The organism is Vibrio paucivorans (genome assembly GCF_054053395.1).
In genome coordinates, this window is record NZ_CM133230.1 from 871115 (window position 1) to 890973 (window position 19859).

At 45.1% G+C, this 19859-nt stretch carries 17 protein-coding genes; 9 read left to right on the forward strand and 8 right to left on the reverse strand.

The window, feature by feature from the left end; all coding sequences use genetic code 11:
- Position 1 precedes the first annotated feature (1 nt).
- Positions 2-457, forward strand: coding sequence for a molybdopterin synthase catalytic subunit MoaE (gene moaE / locus ACXABW_RS04185; protein WP_265686501.1), 456 nt, complete (start codon positions 2-4; stop codon positions 455-457).
- An 11-nt stretch (positions 458-468) separates the two neighbouring features.
- Here the strand turns inward: moaE and ACXABW_RS04190 are convergent, their stop codons facing one another.
- Positions 469-1437 carry a sensor domain-containing diguanylate cyclase gene (locus ACXABW_RS04190; protein WP_252029931.1) on the reverse strand — a complete coding sequence of 323 codons (969 nt, stop codon included), beginning with the start codon at positions 1435-1437 and terminating at the stop codon, positions 469-471.
- A 381-nt stretch (positions 1438-1818) separates the two neighbouring features.
- On the opposite strand from ACXABW_RS04190, the gene ACXABW_RS04195 reads away from it, so the two are divergent.
- From ACXABW_RS04195 to udp, 4 genes are all read left to right on the forward strand, one after another.
- A complete protein-coding gene (locus tag ACXABW_RS04195) occupies positions 1819-2235 on the forward strand; it encodes a CBS domain-containing protein (protein ID WP_252029933.1) in 417 nt (138 codons plus the stop codon).
- Between the two features lie 93 nt (positions 2236-2328).
- Positions 2329-3780: an MATE family efflux transporter gene (locus ACXABW_RS04200; RefSeq protein WP_457524154.1), complete on the forward strand. Its 1452-nt coding sequence runs from the start codon at positions 2329-2331 to the stop codon at positions 3778-3780.
- Positions 3781-3856: 76 nt separating this feature from the next.
- Positions 3857-6190, forward strand: a complete 2334-nt coding sequence (locus ACXABW_RS04205; RefSeq protein ID WP_457524156.1) for a zinc/cadmium/mercury/lead-transporting ATPase — start codon at positions 3857-3859, stop codon at positions 6188-6190.
- Positions 6191-6477: 287 nt separating this feature from the next.
- A complete protein-coding gene (udp, locus tag ACXABW_RS04210; RefSeq protein WP_457524157.1) occupies positions 6478-7236 on the forward strand; it encodes a uridine phosphorylase in 759 nt (252 codons plus the stop codon).
- 110 nt (positions 7237-7346) lie between these two features.
- On the opposite strand, the gene ACXABW_RS04215 is transcribed toward udp, so the two are convergent.
- From ACXABW_RS04215 to metG, 3 genes are all read right to left on the reverse strand, one after another.
- Complete coding sequence (locus tag ACXABW_RS04215; RefSeq protein ID WP_265686505.1) at positions 7347-7826, reverse strand: YehS family protein; 480 nt, start codon at positions 7824-7826, stop codon at positions 7347-7349.
- Positions 7827-7943: 117 nt separating this feature from the next.
- Entirely contained in the window at positions 7944-8756 is an 813-nt protein-coding gene (locus ACXABW_RS04220) for a hypothetical protein (protein ID WP_252029941.1), read from the reverse strand.
- 203 nt (positions 8757-8959) lie between these two features.
- Complete coding sequence (gene metG, locus ACXABW_RS04225) at positions 8960-11020, reverse strand: methionine--tRNA ligase (RefSeq protein ID WP_457524159.1); 2061 nt, start codon at positions 11018-11020, stop codon at positions 8960-8962.
- A 157-nt stretch (positions 11021-11177) separates the two neighbouring features.
- Here metG and apbC point away from each other — a divergent pair, with 157 nt between their 5' ends.
- The 3 genes from apbC to ACXABW_RS04240 all read left to right on the forward strand — a co-directional run bounded on the left by apbC (position 11178) and on the right by ACXABW_RS04240 (position 15421).
- Positions 11178-12254 carry an iron-sulfur cluster carrier protein ApbC gene (gene apbC, locus ACXABW_RS04230; RefSeq protein ID WP_457524160.1) on the forward strand — a complete coding sequence of 359 codons (1077 nt, stop codon included), beginning with the start codon at positions 11178-11180 and terminating at the stop codon, positions 12252-12254.
- Positions 12255-12476: 222 nt separating this feature from the next.
- Positions 12477-13118, forward strand: coding sequence for a uridine kinase (udk, locus tag ACXABW_RS04235; RefSeq protein ID WP_252029947.1), 642 nt, complete (start codon positions 12477-12479; stop codon positions 13116-13118).
- A gap of 140 nt (positions 13119-13258) precedes the next feature.
- Positions 13259-15421, forward strand: coding sequence for an AsmA family protein (locus tag ACXABW_RS04240; RefSeq protein ID WP_457524162.1), 2163 nt, complete (start codon positions 13259-13261; stop codon positions 15419-15421).
- A 104-nt stretch (positions 15422-15525) separates the two neighbouring features.
- On the opposite strand, the gene cobO is transcribed toward ACXABW_RS04240, so the two are convergent.
- From cobO to ACXABW_RS04255, 3 genes are all read right to left on the reverse strand, one after another.
- Positions 15526-16131 carry a cob(I)yrinic acid a,c-diamide adenosyltransferase gene (gene cobO / locus ACXABW_RS04245; protein ID WP_457524163.1) on the reverse strand — a complete coding sequence of 202 codons (606 nt, stop codon included), beginning with the start codon at positions 16129-16131 and terminating at the stop codon, positions 15526-15528.
- Positions 16132-16215: 84 nt separating this feature from the next.
- Positions 16216-17763 carry a methyl-accepting chemotaxis protein gene (locus ACXABW_RS04250; RefSeq protein ID WP_457524165.1) on the reverse strand — a complete coding sequence of 516 codons (1548 nt, stop codon included), beginning with the start codon at positions 17761-17763 and terminating at the stop codon, positions 16216-16218.
- A 16-nt stretch (positions 17764-17779) separates the two neighbouring features.
- Positions 17780-18343 carry a hypothetical protein gene (locus ACXABW_RS04255; RefSeq protein ID WP_457524167.1) on the reverse strand — a complete coding sequence of 188 codons (564 nt, stop codon included), beginning with the start codon at positions 18341-18343 and terminating at the stop codon, positions 17780-17782.
- A 96-nt stretch (positions 18344-18439) separates the two neighbouring features.
- Between ACXABW_RS04255 and ACXABW_RS04260 the strand changes: the two genes are divergently transcribed.
- Positions 18440-18889 carry a low molecular weight protein-tyrosine-phosphatase gene (locus ACXABW_RS04260; protein ID WP_457524169.1) on the forward strand — a complete coding sequence of 150 codons (450 nt, stop codon included), beginning with the start codon at positions 18440-18442 and terminating at the stop codon, positions 18887-18889.
- Positions 18890-18999: 110 nt separating this feature from the next.
- Here ACXABW_RS04260 and ACXABW_RS04265 read toward each other — a convergent pair whose 3' ends face one another.
- A complete protein-coding gene (locus ACXABW_RS04265) occupies positions 19000-19680 on the reverse strand; it encodes an SDR family oxidoreductase (protein WP_252029955.1) in 681 nt (226 codons plus the stop codon).
- Positions 19681-19859: the final 179 nt, after the last annotated feature.

The following is a 19859-nucleotide window of genomic DNA, read 5'->3' on the forward strand; positions in this document are numbered from 1 at the left end:
CATGGACTCTCGAGTATCGGTTCAATACGAAGATTTTTCACTTGCACAAGAGTATGACCAGCTAGCACAGGGAACTTCAGCGGGGGCTGTCGTAACTTTTGTTGGTAAAGTTCGCGACATGAACCTAGGTGATGATGTTACGGGGTTGTCACTTGAGCATTATCCTGGAATGACTGAAAAGTCACTGCTGGAGATTTGTGACCAAGCCGAAAGTCGATGGCCACTTCTTAATATTCGAGTTATTCACCGTGTGGGCGATTTGGATATTGGCGACCAAATAGTGTTTGTTGGTGTATCAAGCGCACACCGAGGTGCCGCTTTTGAAGCATGTGAGTTCGTGATGGACTACCTAAAGACCAAAGCGCCGTTCTGGAAGAAAGAGCGGACGACAGAGTCGACACGCTGGGTAGAATCGAGAGATTCAGATGCTACCGCCGCACAGCGCTGGGAAAAATGATTGAAGGTCAGCTACATAGCTGACCTTTTTATTACATGTATTGTGCCGCGTTGAGAGTTTTTTGCCCGGAAAAGAGCGTTGTCGGCGATACCAACGAATTTTTCTACCGTCATAATTTCAGGGATATGCTCACAGTGCTCGATGCCTATGGTGACGGACAGTATGTCTGACACTTTTGAGCTTTCGTTAGGTATGGCCAACTTTTGAATTTCTCGTTGCAGTTGCTCGGCACGCTCAATGCAATCTGATTCTCTGAGCCCAGTCACGAAGACTAGAAACTCATCGCCACCGTAGCGAAAACACAGCTCTCCCTTTGTTCCCCATTTCAACATCGCGGCGCTGATCGAGCGTAACACTTCATCGCCTTTTAAGTGGCCGTACTGGTCGTTGTAGCCCTTAAAGCTATCAATATCGATCATCAGTAAGGTCGCGCTAGTTTGTTTGAGTTTGGCTAATTCCAAAGCATCGGGGAGCAGGGCATCAAGAGCGTAGCGGTTATAAACTTGGGTAAGATGGTCGACATAAGTTAACTTTTCTAGTTCTAGCTGCTGCTTAGCTAAAGTATCTAGAGCGCGTTTGTACTCGGAAATGTTACGTACTGTCCAAATGACACAGTCCAAGCCGGGAAGGGGAATGATCAGTGCGCTGAAAGATTGCACTTCCGTTGGGCCTTCAATACCGTCAAAACAGGAAAGCGATTTTGGGTCTAAATCGTATTCGAGCTCTGTGGGTGTACCGGATTCGATGGTGTCGACAATCACTTGACTAAACCATATCGCTTTATCGGCTGGAAGCACCTCGTACTGGGTGAGGCCAACAATTGCTGAAGGGTTGTGATGACGTTTGGTATCTGTGCCTCCCCATGCTTCGATATACACGCCGGCTTTATTGATTAAAAACGTCGGCTCAGGGAGAGATTCAAAAATCACGTGCATCATATCTGGGTTATCGGCGAGCGCAGCAGAAAATGTCGATTTCACTTCAAATTTCCCTCTACGTTTCCCAATTCCTTATATAAAGATATAGCGTAGCTTTAGGCGAAAATCTTGTGCGAATTGGCAAAAATATCAACAACGGTAAGGGCTAGGTTGTGTCGGCGAGGAGTTAGCAAATTCGCAGAGATTACTGTACTGCCTCTACTCATTTTTTACCGAGGTGTAGTGTGACGGCGTTAAAACAAATACAAAATAGCCCAATTGGTGCGGAGGTTGCGACTGCTTGTCAGAGCCGATGATATAAGGCTTTTCTAATTAATCGGGATTGCCTATCAATAAAATTGCTCAATTCCATTTAGTAAAATCAAGAAATTAGACAACAATTACCTTATAGGCAGCGTAACGTTGCGGGTTAAGGAGAACAGTATGGAATCATTAAAAGTAAAAGACTACATGACGCTGCAGGCGATCACTTTTAAGCCTGAAATGTCACTCAGCGCCGCCCTTGAGAAGGTGATGAAATCTGATCACTTAGGCGGTCCGGTAATCAACGAAAAAGAAGAAGTGATAGGGTTCCTTTCTGAGCAGGATTTATTGGATAAGCTGGTTAAAGTGAGCTATTTCTGTCAGGACACGCATATCGTGAGTGACTGTATGCATGGTGAAGTGCTGTCAGTCTCGCCTGATACCACCATTATTGAGATGGCGGACAAAATGCAGGTCGGTAAGCCAAAAGTGTATCCGGTGATAGATAATGGCAAGCTGGTGGGGATTATTACACGTCGTGACGTACTCCGAGCGATCGGTAAGAGTATTGATGATTGCTTTAAGCACCCAGTATGATAATTTGTAACAAAATATAAAAGGCGCGTTCAGCGCCTTTTGTCGTTTACGCGCTCAGCGCAGATCTTATCGTTGCCATCATTGGAGAACTCTATGTCCGATCAAAACGCCAAATTTGTTGAAGGCTCAACCATGCGACACATCCTTGTGATGTCAGGAACGAGCTCAATAGGTTTGATGGCGCTATTTGTGGTCGACCTACTGGATATGTTGTTCATCAGTATGCTTGGGCAAGTTGAACTCGCGGCCGCCGTGGGCTTTGCAGGCACGTTGGTATTCTTTTCTACGTCTATCTCGATTGGTACGTCGATCGCAATGGGGGCATTGGTTTCAAAGGCGATAGGGGCCAAACAGCGAGAACACGCTAGGCAGCTCAGTGCCAGCATTATGGTAACGGCATTTGCTATCAGTAGCGTGGTGAGTGCAACTATGTTTGTTTACATTCCCGAACTACTGCAAAGCATCGGAGCGCAAGGTTATGCTGCTGAAAGGGCCGAAGCGTATTTAAGAATCCTGCTACCAAGTAGCCCGGTGATTGCACTTGCTATGGCTGCAGGAGCAGGGCTTCGAGCCGCAGGAGATGCAAAACGTTCGATGTGGGCAACCTTATCTGGTGGGATTGTTAATGCGGTTCTTGATCCACTGTTTATCTTTGGCTTTGGCTGGAATGTTGAAGGCGCAGCGTTAGCTTCTGTTGTAGCCCGATTTACGGTGCTGTATTTCTCAATCGCACCTCTGATTCGTTTTCATCAGTTGGTGGCTATCCCTTCATTCATCAATTGGCGCCGTAATTTGAAAGTGATTTTGGCGATTGCAGTACCTGCCATTATTACCAATATTGCTACTCCGATTGGGAATGCGATTGTGACTTCCTCCATCGCGCAATTTGGTGAAGATTTTGTCGCAGGCTATGCCGTCATCGGTCGCCTTATTCCGGTATGTTTTGCGGTGATCTTTGCTTTGTCTGGTGCTGTAGGGCCAATTATTGGCCAGAACTTTGGGGCTGAGCGTTTTGATAGAGTCAAAGAAACGCTGAACAACTCTTTGATTGTCACCACTGTGTATACCATTGCGGTGTGTCTCATCCTCTATTTGGTCCAAGATTTAATCATTCTAGGCTTCAGTTTGCAGGGTGATGCGCGTGTGATTGTGTCTGCGTTTTGTACTTATGTTGCTGTCAGCTTCATCTTCAACGGTACTTTGTTCGTCGCCAATACGTCTTTTAACAACTTAGGGAAACCACTCTATTCAACCGCGCTTAACCTTGGCAAAGCGACAATCGGTACTTTGCCATTTGTATATTTAGGTGCCCAGTGGTATGGCGCATTAGGTGTACTTTATGGTCAGGCTGTCGGCACTATAGTATTTGGATTGATCGCGATGTTAGTCCTTAATAAACATATCGCTGACGTGATGAAAGGGCAGGAACCAGAACCTGTTGAAGACGATCCTTCGATTACCTGCGTCAACACCCAACCTTTTTGTTCTCACGATGCTGTTTTGATTGATGAAGTGGCCGCGAATGCAGATAAACTGGATAAATAATTGTAATTGATGCTTGACCTTGGAGTAGTCTCCAAGGTTTAAGCTAAAGGTGTACATGAAGAATGGAGAAAGAAATATGTGCACTAAACATGACGCGTGTCGTTCAGACAAAACCGCGATGACACCTCATCAATCTGGTTCATGCGCGAGTCCAAAAATCAATTCGATTCAAATGGCTGGTGTTGCGACCGCAGAACCTGGCTGCTGTGCTTCTGATTCTTGCTCTAGTAGTACCGATCCCGCCGATGAGGAAAGTGACTCCGGCCTCACCACTGGACTTAAATCAAATCAACCTCAACTGACTCAGAGCTGGAAAATTGGCGGAATGGACTGCCCGGCTTGTGCTCGAAAAATAGAAACAGCAGTGGGTAAAGTTGAAGGTATATTAGAAGCCAAAGTACTGTTTGCCACAGAAAAGCTGGTGGTTAAATTTAATGACACCTCTGTCGCCGAACAAGTAGAACAAACGATCACTGCCACAGGCTTTACTTTCCACAGTGGCCCATCAAACTCTAAAGCCCCGCAGCCGACAGGCTGGAAAGTGACGATTCAACAGAATGCCCAGATTATCGCAATAGCCAGTGCAATGGCTGTGGGTGCGATGATCAAACCCATATTCCCAATAGCCAGTGAATGGATCTTTATTCTTACCTGTTTGGTTGGTTTATATCCGATTGGTAAAAAAGCCATCCAGCTTGCTAAGTCGGGTACACCTTTCGCTATTGAAACTTTAATGAGTGTTGCTGCTCTCGGAGCCCTCTATCTAGGGGAAACGATCGAAGCTGCAATGGTTCTGTTGTTATTTCTCATTGGTGAGCGACTCGAAGCGTTCGCCGCCTCACGTGCGCGCAGCGGCGTTCAAGCCTTAATGGAGTTAGTGCCAGAGACAGCGACAAAGATCATCAATGGAGAGCGCGTTGAAGTGTCGGCGAGTGACCTAAATCCTGGTGATGTGATTGAAGTATCTCCAGGGGCTCGTTTACCTGCAGATGGCAAGCTGCATGATGATGTTGCGAGCTTTGATGAAAGCGCATTGACTGGCGAATCACTGCCAGTAGAGCGATACAAGGGCGAGTCTGTGATGGCTGGCGCTGTTGTTGCTGATCGAGTGGTCCGTTTTACTATTACCTCTAAACAAGGTGAAAATGCAATCGATCGCATTTTACACCTGATTGAAGAAGCGGAATCACGCAAAGCGCCACTTGAACGATTCTTAGATAAGTTTAGCCGTTGGTATACGCCGCTTATGATGGTGGTTGCGTTAGCAGTCATTATCGTGCCACCAACGTTTTTTGCTCAGCCATGGGAAACTTGGGTGTATCGTGGACTAGCGCTTCTTCTGATTGCTTGTCCGTGTGCGTTGGTGATATCAACCCCAGCTGCGATTACCTCTGGATTGGCCGCTGCCGCGCGTCGAGGAGCCTTGATCAAAGGGGGCGCTGCGTTAGAACAACTTGGTCGAGTAGAAACGGTCGCATTCGATAAAACCGGCACATTGACCAAAGGTAAGCCTGAAGTCACCAATGTCATAGCACTAAACGGCTGGGATGAAAAACGTTTACTGACCGTGGTCGGTGCGGTCGAAGTGGGGTCGAGTCACCCGCTCGCGGTATCTCTGGTAAGAAAAACAGAGCAATTAGGCCTGACGCTTCCTGAAGCAAACAACAAACAAGCTTTAGTCGGCAGTGGTGTAATAGGCGAAGTTGATGGTGACACGTACTTGGTTAGTGCTCCTAGTAAACTTGAACTGGTTCTTCCAGCGCAAATCTCAGAGCAAATTCAACAGCTAGAAGATCATGGTAAAACCGTTGTGGTGGCAGTACGCGGTAGCAAAGAAGTCATTGGTGTCATCGCATGGCAGGACACGCTTCGTGAAGACGCTAGGCAAGCGGTTGAGGCTTTAAACGCTTTGGGCGTTAACTCGATTATGCTGACGGGGGATAACCCGCGCAGCGCTGCTGCAATCAGTAGTCAAATTAATATCGACTTCAAAGCAAGCCTGTTGCCAAAAGACAAAGTGACGTACGTAGAGCAGCTATCTCAAAGTGCGAATGTGGCGATGGTCGGTGATGGCATCAACGACGCTCCAGCGATGAAAGCAGCGAGTATCGGTATTGCAATGGGAGGGGGAACGGATGTCGCGTTGGAAACCGCTGACTCTGCGATCACCCACAATCGTTTGGTTGAACTGGCGGGTATGATTGAGTTATCTCGCGCAACACTGAGTAATATCCGTCAAAACATCATTTTGGCTTTGGGGCTCAAGGGAGTGTTTCTAGTAACGAGCCTACTGGGTATAACCGGGCTGTGGGTAGCAGTGCTAGCCGATAGCGGGGCGACTGCGATAGTGACGCTAAATGCACTTCGTCTACTGAAATTTAAATCTAAACAAGATGGAATAGCGGGATAGAGTACCTCCACTAACTGCTGATCTTCTTCAAACGCCTTGTTGATCGATACTGAGAAGTAATCTGATGACAAGGCGTTTTTTTATGCAACTATGGCTATCACTCGACAGTAAAGTGTGATCTAAACCGTTTTTATTTGTAATTTATAATTCTATTGCGAGCTTTATTGTGACATTGAGCACTCTTTGTCGTGAGTGAGTTGGTTAAAGTATTCCTGTACCCAATACATTGATAGAGCGAAAAATGAACTCAGAGTGTTCGATTTATTTCGCCATGAAAGGAGCCCCCTATGTCTCAAGCTGTATTCCACCTTGGTGTTACTGAAGCCGATCTAGCAGGCGCGACTCTAGCGATCATCCCTGGTGATCCTGCACGCGTACAAAAAATTGCAGAAGAAATGGAAAACCCAGTTTTCTTAGCAAGTCACCGTGAATACACACTTTACCGTGCTGAGCAGGATGGCAAGCCAGTGGTTGTTTGTTCAACAGGTATTGGTGGCCCTTCTACATCTATCGCAGTTGAAGAACTTGCGCAGCTAGGTGTTCGCACTTTCCTACGTGTCGGTACAACTGGTGCAATTCAACCACATGTGAATGTCGGCGATATGATTGTATCAACCGGTTCAGTTCGTTTAGATGGCGCGAGCCTTCACTTTGCTCCAATGGAGTTTCCTGCAGTAGCCGACTTTGAAGTAGCAACAGCAATGAAAGCAGCCGTTGAGGAATCCGGCGCTACCGTTCATATGGGCGTGACTGCTTCAAGTGATACTTTCTACCCTGGTCAAGAACGTTACGATACGTTCTCTGGTCGCGTGGTTAAGCGTTTCCAAGGATCGATGCAAGAATGGCAAGATATGGGCGTACTGAACTTCGAAATGGAATCAGCGACGCTATTGACCATGTGTGCAAGCTCTGGCCTGAAAGCGGGCTGTGTAGCGGGTGTTATTATCAACCGTACACAGAAAGAGATCCCAGATCACTCTACATTGAAAGAGACAGAAGCTCGCTCTATTAAAGTAGTAGTAGAAGCTGCACGTAAAATGCTTTAAGGACTCAGCAGAGTCATAAGCACTTTAAGATGAAGAAAAACCTCAATTGGGTAGCCCAGTTGAGGTTTTTTGTCTTTAGTGAGATAAGTAAGAGTTAGATGAGTAAGCGCTTATGCGACAAACTCTTCTGAATCAGGGCGATGTGTGAATTGTACGCCGCTTAAGAAATCGCATAGCAATTGATCTTCACACGCTTTGTAATTTTTGTTGTTTGGCTTACGAAAGTAAGCACCGATTTCATATTTACTCAGGCTAATACCAACCACTTCTAGTACATCCAATACATCTTCTGCTTTCATATTCAGCGCAATACGTAGCTTCATGAAAATCATGTTGTTTGTCAGTGTTTGCTCTGGTTTTGGTTGCTCGCCTTCTTTCTTACCGCGCTTTAAGTTAATGAAACCATTAAGAAATAGAGCAAGCTCTTTGTCTTTCATCTTAGTCATTGACTTATCTGAGTCTGCCTTTAACCAGTCGTTAACTTGATTAGGTGCTACCTTGGTATCTACCTGCTCAAAAGCTTTCATTATTTGAGTGTTTTTTAAATTAAGTGAATGCTGGATACGGCGTAAGATTTCGTTATTAGTCACAAGATTCTCTTTGTGGTAAGTCGTCGCTGACGAGATATAGTAGCGCGTGACTTTAACAGAGTTACCTATCTAGTGATAGAAGTAAAAGGGCACATACCGTGCCCTATAACGACGGAGTTACGAATAGGCGATGGAAGGAAGCGGAAGGTATAGACTTTCTGACATTTCAGAGATCATTTGGTCATAAACATGAGAGATTGTTGCTGAAATGTCACTAGTCACGTCATACATCTCTTGGGTACTAAGCGGCAGACTCATCGCTGAAGAAACCTCGGTGAGCTGACGAATCGAATCGACACTTGCAGGTGAAGCCACTGATAAAGGGCTGATTATCGACAGTTGATTGAGCTTGCGTCTTGTTTTGTCGCAGTAATGTTTAAGTCGCATAAACCCTTCAGGGGTGTCACTATCTGGAATGGAGAGGCGTAACTGGGTTAACACTTCCATACTATCCAGTACCTGCTGCCAGTTTAGATGGTACTCATCGCTAAGGTCGTCTCGTTCAGAGTCAACTAGCCAGGCCAAAGCGATTTCGTCCATCAAGAACATAGAATGACGAATAGTCTTGCCGTGAATGATTTGGTTACGAGAAACAGAGCGGGTATGCCAGTCGTCATGCATTGCTTTTAGCTTCAACTGATAGATGCGGTACATGGGTTTATTGTCAAAGGGTACCGTAGCGATGAGGCTATTCGAGCACTCGATCATCTTGGCATACAGTGAATTAGTATCACGTAGACACTGATCGGTTACTTCGGAACTGAGTGCTTTATGACTGACCTTACGATGGTCACGACATAATTGAAGTAGTGTGCGTAACTGAACTAGCGTGTCGAACTTACGTTTTAGTATAACTTGGCGCTTTTTCGAGTGATGAAATAGCAGCGCTAAGATGACGCATGAACAAAGTAATGAAAATAGTACAAACATAGCCAACTCCTTTATATGTCTTACCTATAAAGTAGTAGGCATGTTTAATGCCACTGATAGATTTCCTTATATTTCAATGTCTTGGTTTCTATGTGCTGAGTGGGTTGTCCCTATTTGGTGCATTTATTTCCCAAAGTAGTGAAACTTAAGTGATAAAAAACCCCGCGATCAAAGCGGGGTTTCGTCTTTTGGTTAACCTAGGCTTACATGACACGCATGCCAGGCTGTGCACCTTCGTGTGGCTCAAGAATCCATAGGTCACTGCCGCCAGGGCCTGCTGCTAGGATCATGCCTTCAGACATACCAAACTTCATCTTACGAGGTTTAAGGTTTGCTACCATTACGGTTAGTTTGCCTTCTAGCTCTTCAGGTTTGTACGCTGACTTAATGCCAGAGAATACCTGACGAGTTTCACCGCCGATGTCTAGTTGGAACTTAAGCAGTTTGTTTGCTTTTGGCACTTCTTCACAAGAGATGATACGAGCAATACGCATATCAACGGCTGCGAAAGCGTCAAATTCAATCTCTTCTGCGATTGGATCTTTGTCTAGCTCAGTTTGGCTTGCTTTGTTCTTTTCCGCTTCTGCTTTTTCTTTCGCTGCTACTTCTGCTGCTGCGTCTTCTTTAGAAGCTTCAACCATCGCTTCAACCTTCTTAGGATCGATACGGTTGAATAGCGCTTTGAACTTAGTGATCTCATGATCAGTTAGCGGTGCTGCGATACCTTCCCAAGTTAGCTCTTCGTTTAGGAATGCTTCAGTACGTGCTGCAAGTTCTGGCATTACCGGTTTTAGGTAAGTCATTAGAACGCGGAATAGGTTGATACCAACAGAACAGATGTCTTGAAGTTCTTGGTCTTTCCCTTCTTCTTTCGCGACAACCCACGGTGCTTTTTCATCAACGTATTGGTTTGCTTTGTCTGCCAGTGCTGTGATTTCGCGAATCGCACGGCCGAATTCACGCGTTTCAAATAGCTCTGCGATACGGTCGGCTGCCGCAACGAATTCGTTGTATAGCTCAGGTTCAGCGAAGTTAGCAGATAGTTTGCCTTCGAAACGCTTGCTGATAAAGCCTGCGTTACGAGACGCTAGGTTAACAATCTTGTTTACTACGTCTGCGTTAACACGCTGAGTGAAGTCTTCAAGGTTAAGGTCTAGATCATCGATACGGCTGTTTAGCTTAGCGGCGTAGTAGTAACGTAGACACTCAGGGTCTAGGTGATCTAAATAAGTCGCAGCTTTAATGAATGTGCCTTTCGACTTAGACATCTTGGCGCCGTTTACCGTTACGTAGCCATGTACGAATACATTGTTTGGTTTACGGAAACCACTGCCTTCCAGCATTGCTGGCCAGAATAGAGAGTGGAAGTAAACAATATCTTTACCAATGAAGTGGTAAAGCTCAGTGGTACTGTCTTTCTTCCAGTATTCGTCGAAGTCTAGGTCATCACGCTTATCACATAGGTTTTTGAATGAGCCCATGTAGCCGATAGGTGCATCTAGCCATACGTAGAAGAACTTGTCTTTTTCACCTGGGATTTCAAAGCCGAAGTAAGGCGCATCACGAGAGATGTCCCACTGCTGAAGGCCAGACTCAAACCACTCTTGCATCTTGTTCGCTGTTTCAGCTTGAAGAGAGCCAGAGCGAGTCCACTCTTGTAGCATGCTTTCGAACTGAGGTAGGTCGAAGAAGAAGTGCTCAGAGTCTTTCATGATTGGTGTTGCACCAGAAACCGCTGACTTTGGATTGATCAGTTCAGTCGGGCTGTACGTTTCACCACAGTTGTCACAGTTATCACCGTATTGGTCTTCTGACTTACACTTAGGACAAGTACCTTTTACGAAACGATCCGGCAGGAACATCTCTTTTTCAGGATCAAATAGCTGAGAGATAGTACGACTAGAAATGAAGCCGTTTTTCTTAAGCTCTAGGTAGATGTGTGAAGCCAGCTCACGGTTCTCTTCCGAGTGTGTGCTGTGGTAGTTATCAAAGCTAATATCGAAGCCAGCGAAGTCTTTTTGGTGCTCTCCACTTACTGCAGCGATCATCTCTTCTGGCGTAATACCCATCTGTTGTGCTTTTAGCATGATTGGTGTGCCGTGAGCATCGTCAGCACAGATGAAGTTTACAGTGTTGCCACGTAGGCGTTGGTAGCGAACCCAGATGTCAGCTTGAATGTGCTCAAGCATGTGACCTAGGTGAATCGAACCGTTAGCGTACGGGAGGGCACAAGTTACCAGTAATTTGCGTGGATCGTTTGCCATACTTAATATTCGCTTCTTAAGGTGTATGAAAAAATAGAGAGTAATACTACCTCATCAGGCTAGTGACTCCAAGGTGTGAGCGGCTGTAATACCTTAGTTTTTTCAGGGTTCAGTATCGGCTGGTGGAGTGTTACGATTAGATGCATAAGGAGGACCTATGCGTCAGTTCACTTCAAAGCAAGATTTCTGTGATTGGTTGAACGAGTTTTCACACCCTAACCTCATTGAAGGTTGGGCGAATCAGCCATCTATCGTTACGGTTTCCGCAAGCGGCGTGTTTGGTATCGCACTGCCTTTTGCTGCGAAATCTTTACAAGCTACTCTTCAAGAATGGATCACGGCCCAGCATGAAAACAAGCAGGTTGCGCCATTTGATTTCGACATTAGCATTGCTCCTAAAGCCCTTGAAACCGTTGTCGCTAACTCGGTTAATGGCGTTAAAAACATCATTGCAGTGACGTCTGCAAAAGGCGGCGTAGGGAAATCAACCACAGCCGTTAACCTAGCTCTGGCGATTTCTCAATCCGGCGCCAAAGTGGGATTGTTGGATGCGGACATTTATGGTCCGTCTGTACCTATGATGATGGGCGAAGTGGATGCCAAGCCAGAAGTTCGTGACAACAAATGGATGCAGCCAATTACCTCTCACGGTATTCACACCCACTCAATTGGCTATTTAGTGTCTAAAGACGAAGCAGCGATTTGGCGTGGACCTATGGCATCTAAGGCGCTTGCTCAACTGTTGAACGAAACCGAGTGGCCTGAACTGGATTACTTGGTGATTGATATGCCGCCGGGGACGGGTGATATTCAGCTGACCTTGTCTCAACAAATCCCAGTGACGGGCGCTCTCATTGTCACAACGCCACAAGATCTTGCTTTGGCTGATGCTCGCAAAGGCGCTGCGATGTTTGAGAAAGTCGATGTCCCTGTGATTGGTATGGTCGAAAACATGAGCTATCACATCTGCAGTCATTGTGGTGAAAAAGAGCATATCTTTGGGGCAGGAGGCGCGGAGAAGCTGGCTGGTGAATACGGTTTAGCGCTATTAGCGCAAGTGCCATTGCACATTTCTATGCGCGAAGATATCGATAAAGGTACGCCGACTGTGGCCGCAAGGCCGGATAGTGAGCACTCCCAAACTTACCTACAGCTTGCAGAAACCGTGTGTAGTCGAATGTACTGGCATGGAAAAGCGAAGCCTGAAGCGATCAGCTTCACGATGGTGGAGTAGTCTTTTCGTCCAGTAACTGCACTTGGTGGCAGTGCAAAAACGTATAATTTGAAGTAAAAGCAGAGCCATGCATTCGAGGTAATCGATTGCATGGCTTTTTGTTATTCTATTTACGTAAAACCTGACATTTAACCCTATCCGCGACTAGTATCTAACTAGTGAACTCCCTATAATCAGGCGGTTTATCTGTTTCCACCAAAACCATCATCGGGTGCAAAAAAAATGTCTGATAATAATCAATGTGTCATCGTAGGTATCGCTGGCGCTTCCGCTTCTGGTAAGAGTCTAATCGCAAGTACGATTTACAACGAACTGCGTGCAAAGGTTGGCGATCACCAAATTGGTGTTATCACGGAAGATTGCTACTACAACGACCAAAGCGACCTAAGCATGGAAGAGCGTGTGAAAACAAACTATGACCACCCGAATGCGTTGGATCATGACCTGCTTTGTGAGCACCTAGAAAAGCTAATCAAAGGTGAAGCGGTAGAAGTACCGGAATACAGCTACACAGAGCACACTCGTACTGAAAACACCACGGCGATGACACCTAAGAAAGTGATCATTCTAGAAGGCATCCTTCTTCTTACTGACCCTCGCTTGCGTAAGTTAATGCATGCAACGGTATTTATGGATACGCCACTTGATATTTGTCTTCTTCGCCGTGTTAAGCGTGATGTTGAAGAACGTGGTCGTACGATGGATTCTGTGCTTAAACAGTACCAAGAGACAGTTCGCCCAATGTTTATGCAATTTATTGAGCCGTCTAAACAACATGCGGATATCATCGTTCCACGTGGTGGTAAAAACCGCATCGCAATCGATGTATTGAAAGCACACATTGCGAAGTTATTGAAAGCTTAAAAGTAATTAACGATTCAAAGCTTTATTTTTTCTATGATAAGTGGCACTTTTAGTGCCACTTTCTTTTTATTGATGCAGACGAAACGTTTGTTTATCTCTATCTTTTTAAGAGTCCGACGAATTAAGCAAGGATACTGCTGATGAAAAAACTGCTATTAGTTGTCGCCATTCCCGTCGTTGCCATTGTATTGGCTATATTAGCCCTAGTCTTACTGGTTAACCCTAACCAATTTAAACCACTGATTGTGGAGCAAGCTAAGCAACACACTGGGTTAGAGCTGGTTATTGAAGGTGACATAAGCTGGCAATTTTTCCCGTCTATTGGGTTTGAGCTAGGTAAAACCGAGCTGCGTAACCCTCAAGGGTTTACTAATCCCAATTTATTTAAAGTTGACTCCATTGGTATCGATGTGTCGGTCATGCCGCTATTTAGCCAACAGCTAGAAATTGGCAACGTATCGCTAAACGGTGCTGAGTTCGACTTAGAAACACTAAAAGATGGTAGCAAGAACATCGACGCTTTAACGGCATCGAATACACAACCAGAAACGAGCACTAGCGAACCTAAAGGTGCAGTAGAAGAAAGTGCAGCGTCTACAAGTGAAGTTGCGACCAACGACTCAGCAGCTTCTGCCTGGACGATTAACCTTGCGGGCGTCACTGTGTCTAACGCAGTACTAGAAATCCAAGATCGACAAGCTGGTACGTACACTAAACTCTACGATGTAGCGTTTGAGCTTTCGGAGTTTGCAGCTGAGAAGTGGACCAAAGCAACGTTTGCGGCTAAAGGTGAGAACAACCAGCAGAAGTTTGCTGCCAAAGGCAGTGCCGAGTTTAAATTAGCGAAAGGTTTTGCTGAGTATGCTCTGCGTAATATTGAACTGGATGCAAGCTTTAATGACCCTGCTACGCAAATTGATTCTGCTAAGATTGGCCTTGAGACGTTTGAGTTCGATAAGGCCAATAAGATGAGCTATGCCGTTAAAGGGCAAGCAGCGGGCCTAGGTATCGACATGAATGGTTCTGGCGTCTTAACCGTCGATAAGGCTATCTCTCTGGTTAATATTGCGACGCTGACTTTGGATGCCAACTTTACAGGCGATACGCTTCCTCAGAATCCTATGAAAGTGGATATGGCGTCAGACCTAAGCTTTGATCTGACCAAGAGTCACTTAACCTTTGTTCTAGAGAAACTCACTGCCAACGCGATTGCATTAGATGGTAAAACGGAAGTGACATTGGCAGACATCTCTAAGGTGCGTTTTGCGCTGCACAGTCCAAATATTGATTTAGATGAGTTCTTAGGGCTAAACAAAGCCAGTGAGCAGAGCGGATCTTCAGACCAAAAAGGGACGAGCACAACGAGTAGCTCAGACAAGGCAGTAAAAACGTCGCCGGCTAAACCTCAAAAAGAAGTTGAGCCAGATTTATCTGCGCTGAAAACCCTTGATGTGAAAGGCTCGGTCACCATCGATAAATTCAAAGCCAATAACGCCAGAATGCAAAACGTGAAAGCGAAGTTTTATGTGAATCGCGGTGTTGCAGAATTAACGTCTTTCAGCTCGAACCTATACCAAGGCTCAATTACAGCAAATGCGAAGTTGGATGGACGTAAAACGCCTGCGACGTACTCGGCTAAGAAGCGTATCAAGGGTGTACAGGTACAGCCACTGTTAATGGATGTTGCTAACAACGACATGTTGGAAGGTACGGGTAATATCGATGTTGATGTGAAAGGTCGCAGCCTGACGCCAACGGGTATAAAGAAAAACCTAGTGGGCACAGTGAAGATCAACTTTGAAGATGGTGCGGTGAACGGCATCAACGTTGCGCAGATGATCCGAGAAAACTACGCCAAAATAAAAGGTGAAAAAGTCGAAGGGACTAACGAACCGAAGAAAACAGACTTTAGTGCAATGAAGGCAACTTTAAAGTTAAACAAAGGCAATGTTTCGACTAATGATCTTCATATGCAGTCTCCTTTGCTACGTATTCGTGGCCAAGGAAGTGCAAACTATCTAAAAGAAACAGTCAACTTTACGGTCAGTACGTCGATAGTGGGTTCTTTGAAAGGTCAAGGTGGTAAAGACATCGATGAGTTGAAAGGAGTAACGATTCCTATCAATGTGTCTGGCAAATGGGCTGAACCTAAATTCAAACTCGTTTTTGATGACGTCTTGAAACAGAAAGCGGAAAAAGAAATTGACCGCGGCTTGGATAAGCTTGAAGAAAAGTATGGCGACAAACTAAAGCCAGAAGATAAAGATGCAGTGAAAGGTCTGCTTAAAGGGCTATTTAACTAGTTCAAGACTCTTTAAATGAAATAAAAAGGTAGGCTTTATGCCTACCTTTTTTTATTTTGTATCACTAGATAAAACGCGCTGAAGAATGTTAGATGCGGTGAGAATTACCAATCGACACCTTTGAGCGCTTTTACACCCGACTCAAAGGCATGTTTTACGTTCTTCACCTCAGACACGGTATCAGCCATTTCTATTAACGTGCGATGCGCGCCGCGGCCTGTGATGAGCACAGATTGCATTTTAGGACGATTTGCCAACGCTTCGACCACTTCATCAAGCTCTACGTAGCCATAACTAACCATGTAGGTGAGCTCATCGAATAATATGACGTCGATGGAGTCATCCGCTAGCATGCGTTTACATTCTTGCCAAACTAACTGGGCTGCCTCGGTATCTGCTGCTTTGTTTTGTGTTTCCCAAGTAAAACCCGTTGCCATTACCTGAAATTCAACACCGAGCTTTTCTAATAGGTTTCGCTCGCCATTATCCCAGGTACCTTTGATAAATTGAGCAACGGCACATTTTTTTCCGTGTCCAACTGCGCGTGCCACAGTGCCAAAGCCTGATGTAGATTTACCTTTACCGTTACCGGTGATAACCAATAGTAAGCCTTTCTCTTCCTGTGCGGCTGCGACTTTGGCATCAACTTGTTCTTTGACTTTCTGTTGGCGAGCTTTATGACGCTCTTCCTTGTGGTCTTCAGTAGACATGAGTACTCCAATAATAAAACGGTTTTACGCCATAATAGCGAAAAACCGTTGGTCTAAATACCGTTAATCAGAGAGGGTATTGAACTAACTTAGGTTATAGCAAGATAAATGCTTACTGGTGTCTTTTGCTTGTGAATACAGTTTGTTACTACTGGCCTCAATGAGGTTTGAATCGCCCGCTAGGCGGTCAATTCGCTGATCAATGTTGACCAATTGGCATACCAAATCCGACATAGTCGTCATTTGCGCATGAGACGAAGATTCAATGTCAGCACAAACTTGGTTTGCTTCGGACACATCATTAAGTGCTTGTTCAATATCGCCAACGGTGTCTTCTATTGACGCTAAACTGGCTTCACTCGCTTTACTCCCTTCTTGAGTGAACTGAATCAGGTTATTGGATACATCACCCAAGGCGTTGAGAATGTCCTCGACTTGGTTGGTCGAGTTAGCGGTTTTTTCTGCCAAACCTCTCACCTCATCTGCGACGACCGCAAACCCGCGCCCGTTCTCGCCGGCCCTTGCCGCTTCAATCGCTGCATTTAAGGCTAATAGGTTGGTTTGTTCGGCGATGTTGCGAATAATACCCAAGATTTCAGTGACTTTTTGTACTTGGCTATTCACTTCAGTGGCCGCTTCAGAGATGTTAGAACTCTTTTGTGCCATTAGTCGATTGTTTTCAAGTGCACTGAGTAGCCGCTGCTGGCCACTTTTAGCGCTGTTAACCGCATGAGAAAGCTTGCCTGATGTCGTTAGACTGTTGTCCTTAACTTGAGATACAGAATGCTGTGCTTGTTCTCCTAAGCTTACTGTTGCCTTTATCTCATCACGTTGGTGGTTAATTTGTTCACCAATTGAAATTAGGTGTTTATCTAAATCTTGTGAAATAGCTGTCACCGAGTCTGCGCCATGATGGATGGGCGTTAACGTTTGCTCCATCTTTTCAATGAATCGATTCATTCCCTTTGCTAGTTGGCCGAGTTCATTGTCGTGTTTAAACTCAAGCCGTTTACTCAAATTACAGTCTCCTGAACTGAGCTCATGACACAGTAAATTGAGCTGATGCAGTGGGGTTGTTAGTGTGTTTCGTAACAGCAGTACTAACACTCCAATGCATACTACAACCGAGATGAGCCCAATGATGACCGATTGATTGCTCAATGCACTACTTAGTCCCTGTGCCTGAGAAAAATTCCAATCTGTCACCAGATACCCTACAAGAGTATTCTTTTTACCTGACAGCAGGGGAGTACCGAACTCAAAGCGATCGCTATTATCTAGGATAACATGCTTGGCCTCTAGCTCTCCTTCATGACCAAGGGGCGGTGAAGAAGGGTGAGTGCTGTACAGTAAGGTTTTGTCGGGTAAATAAATACTTACGTGCGAAAGGTTTCCCTCGCTCGATTGGAAAGCGACATCTAAACGCTCCTTGATGTTGTCGAGTTTTTTAAATCGTACTGGGGTTGCTAGTTGTTCGCTTAGTGCGTGCGTTGATTGCATGTACGACGACTTATTCAGGCTATATATCGCGTCGATACTGCTTTGCCATGTAAAATACGAAATCGCTGACATCGCAATCAGAGTAAGAATTGAAGCACTGGTAACAACGAGCTTACTAATAGTCACTCGCATACTTATGCTCCTATTCTTATAACTCTTCTACATTCACACCCACAGTAATCGCACCAATCACTTGTCCTGAAGCAGGATCGGTAATGGTGTAGCTGACCTGAGACTGAAACATTTGCGTCGACTCATCTTCTTCTATTTCGCCGATATGAATTGCGTTAGGGCCTACTAGGTAGGTTTGCTGCCATTTATCTTCGTCACCTTGCCAGTAGTCTGACGTCACCGCGCTTTGCGCGACGTTCAGTCCTTTATTATCCATCACGAAGATTTCTGTGATCACACCATCGCTGCTTTCTTGTAGGGCACTTAGTTTCTTTGAAAGGTCACTGCTCAATTTACTGGTGATTAAAGGAGCATCGGATTGGCCAACTTGGCTTCGCCAGTCATTATCTAAGGCGGTAATTTGTGTTTCGTTCAGCTGACTGTTTTGCTCGTTCTGAGACTTAATTGCGTTGATAACTTGATCGTCGCTGGCGATCGATTTGACGTCTTTCATCGCGAAGTCCTTGAGAACTGCTTCAAACTCATTCGCAAAGCTGGTATATGAAATAAGTAGACACATTGCTAGCCATAATCTTTTCATTGTTAATTCCTTTTATATGTGACGTTGTTCATTAACAGCGTAGACGAGGAACTTAAAATATGAAACTAAGTTGATAATAAGTTTGAGGGTATAGATTTGAAGCGAGTCTTAGTGGTATGTATGGGCAATATTTGCCGCTCGCCGACAGGGGAAGCGGTGTTGAGAGCGAAGGCCGCTCAACTTGGCGTTGATGTTGAAGTGGATTCGGCTGGCACGATTGGTTATCACCAAGGTAACCCGCCAGATAGTCGTTCACGTAAGGCTGGAGAAAGGCGGGGTTATTCGTTTAAAGGCATAAGTTCCCGCAAAGTGGTGATGCAAGACTTTACCGATTTTGATTTGATTTTAGCGGCAGATAAAGCCAATTTGGCCGATCTTTATGACATTTGCCCTGCGCAATACCAGCATAAGCTATCACTGTTTTTAAGCTATTCTGATGGGAAATTCGATGAAATACCTGACCCATACTATGGCGGAGACAATGGATTTGAGTTGGTACTCGATCTCATTGAAGAGGCATCGGAGCAAATATTAAGTAAGCTGTAGTTCTGAAAAAGCACTGATGTGTACTTCGTTGACCAAAAACAAGAAGGTCATCAAGCAAGTTGATGACCTTCTTAGTCATTTGAGGTGTTTCTTATTAGAAGAACTCGACTCTAAGCTTCGGCTGCCATCACTCGCCCACTGAAATACTCGTTAGAGACGATGTATTCTGTGTTTCGTATCAACTCATCTTGAACTTCTGCCCAGTGGTAGTCGTCATCGTTAGTCACATGGCTTAGGGCTGGTACTACACCTCCGACTCGAATATTAAATGGTGTTAACTCTTTCGCCCAGCTTTGGGTAAACCCTGCCACCATTGATGACGCATTTTCAAACCCAGAGAGATCTCGGTAGTCTTCATAAGAAACGATATTGACGATCACCCCTTTCTTTTTCTCCTGCATCATACGCTCGGCAGTGGCTTGGCCGAATCCAAACAGCGAGGATGCCATCACTGAAAGCTTTTTGGTGAACAGATCAGCAGAGCGTTCACTCATTAATGTCGGGAGAGGATTGCTGGTCCAATTGTTTACCAGTACATCGGGCGAGGAGTGGAACATTTCATCGACATAGTCAAAAAGTTTATCTATCGACTCATATGAATAATCAGCGACTGGGAAAGAATAAACATGGTCTGACACCATTCGACAACGAGAAAGAGTTTCATTAAGTCGGTGGATATCTTGATCGCACAGAATCAGCTTCGCACCTAGTGATGCAAAGTGTGTTGCAAGCGTACCGCCTAGCAGAGAACCAGCAGAAGTAATTAATATTACGGCACTTTTTATGTCCATATTTAACCTCACCCAATATGATTTGTTCTTTTTGGTGGATGTTTTTTGTCCACATAGCATGGTTTATTGGCTGTGATTTAGGTGTGAATAACCTCAAATTAATCGGTCGAAAAATCAGAAAGTTTTTTGTTTTATGCAGTGATTCACACAAAGCGATGTCATGAATGTACGCGTTTAAA

Coding starts and splice junctions, on each gene's coding strand:
- moaE (WP_265686501.1), top strand. CDS start 2: ATGGACTCTCGAGTATCGGTTCAATACGAAGATTTTTCACTTGCACAA.
- ACXABW_RS04195 (WP_252029933.1), top strand. CDS start 1,819: ATGGAATCATTAAAAGTAAAAGACTACATGACGCTGCAGGCGATCACT.
- ACXABW_RS04200 (WP_457524154.1), top strand. CDS start 2,329: ATGTCCGATCAAAACGCCAAATTTGTTGAAGGCTCAACCATGCGACAC.
- ACXABW_RS04205 (WP_457524156.1), top strand. CDS start 3,857: ATGTGCACTAAACATGACGCGTGTCGTTCAGACAAAACCGCGATGACA.
- udp (WP_457524157.1), top strand. CDS start 6,478: ATGTCTCAAGCTGTATTCCACCTTGGTGTTACTGAAGCCGATCTAGCA.
- ACXABW_RS04220 (WP_252029941.1), bottom strand. CDS start 8,756: ATGTTTGTACTATTTTCATTACTTTGTTCATGCGTCATCTTAGCGCTG.
- metG (WP_457524159.1), bottom strand. CDS start 11,020: ATGGCAAACGATCCACGCAAATTACTGGTAACTTGTGCCCTCCCGTAC.
- apbC (WP_457524160.1), top strand. CDS start 11,178: ATGCGTCAGTTCACTTCAAAGCAAGATTTCTGTGATTGGTTGAACGAG.
- udk (WP_252029947.1), top strand. CDS start 12,477: ATGTCTGATAATAATCAATGTGTCATCGTAGGTATCGCTGGCGCTTCC.
- ACXABW_RS04240 (WP_457524162.1), top strand. CDS start 13,259: ATGAAAAAACTGCTATTAGTTGTCGCCATTCCCGTCGTTGCCATTGTA.
- cobO (WP_457524163.1), bottom strand. CDS start 16,131: ATGTCTACTGAAGACCACAAGGAAGAGCGTCATAAAGCTCGCCAACAG.
- ACXABW_RS04250 (WP_457524165.1), bottom strand. CDS start 17,763: ATGCGAGTGACTATTAGTAAGCTCGTTGTTACCAGTGCTTCAATTCTT.
- ACXABW_RS04255 (WP_457524167.1), bottom strand. CDS start 18,343: ATGAAAAGATTATGGCTAGCAATGTGTCTACTTATTTCATATACCAGC.
- ACXABW_RS04265 (WP_252029955.1), bottom strand. CDS start 19,680: ATGGACATAAAAAGTGCCGTAATATTAATTACTTCTGCTGGTTCTCTG.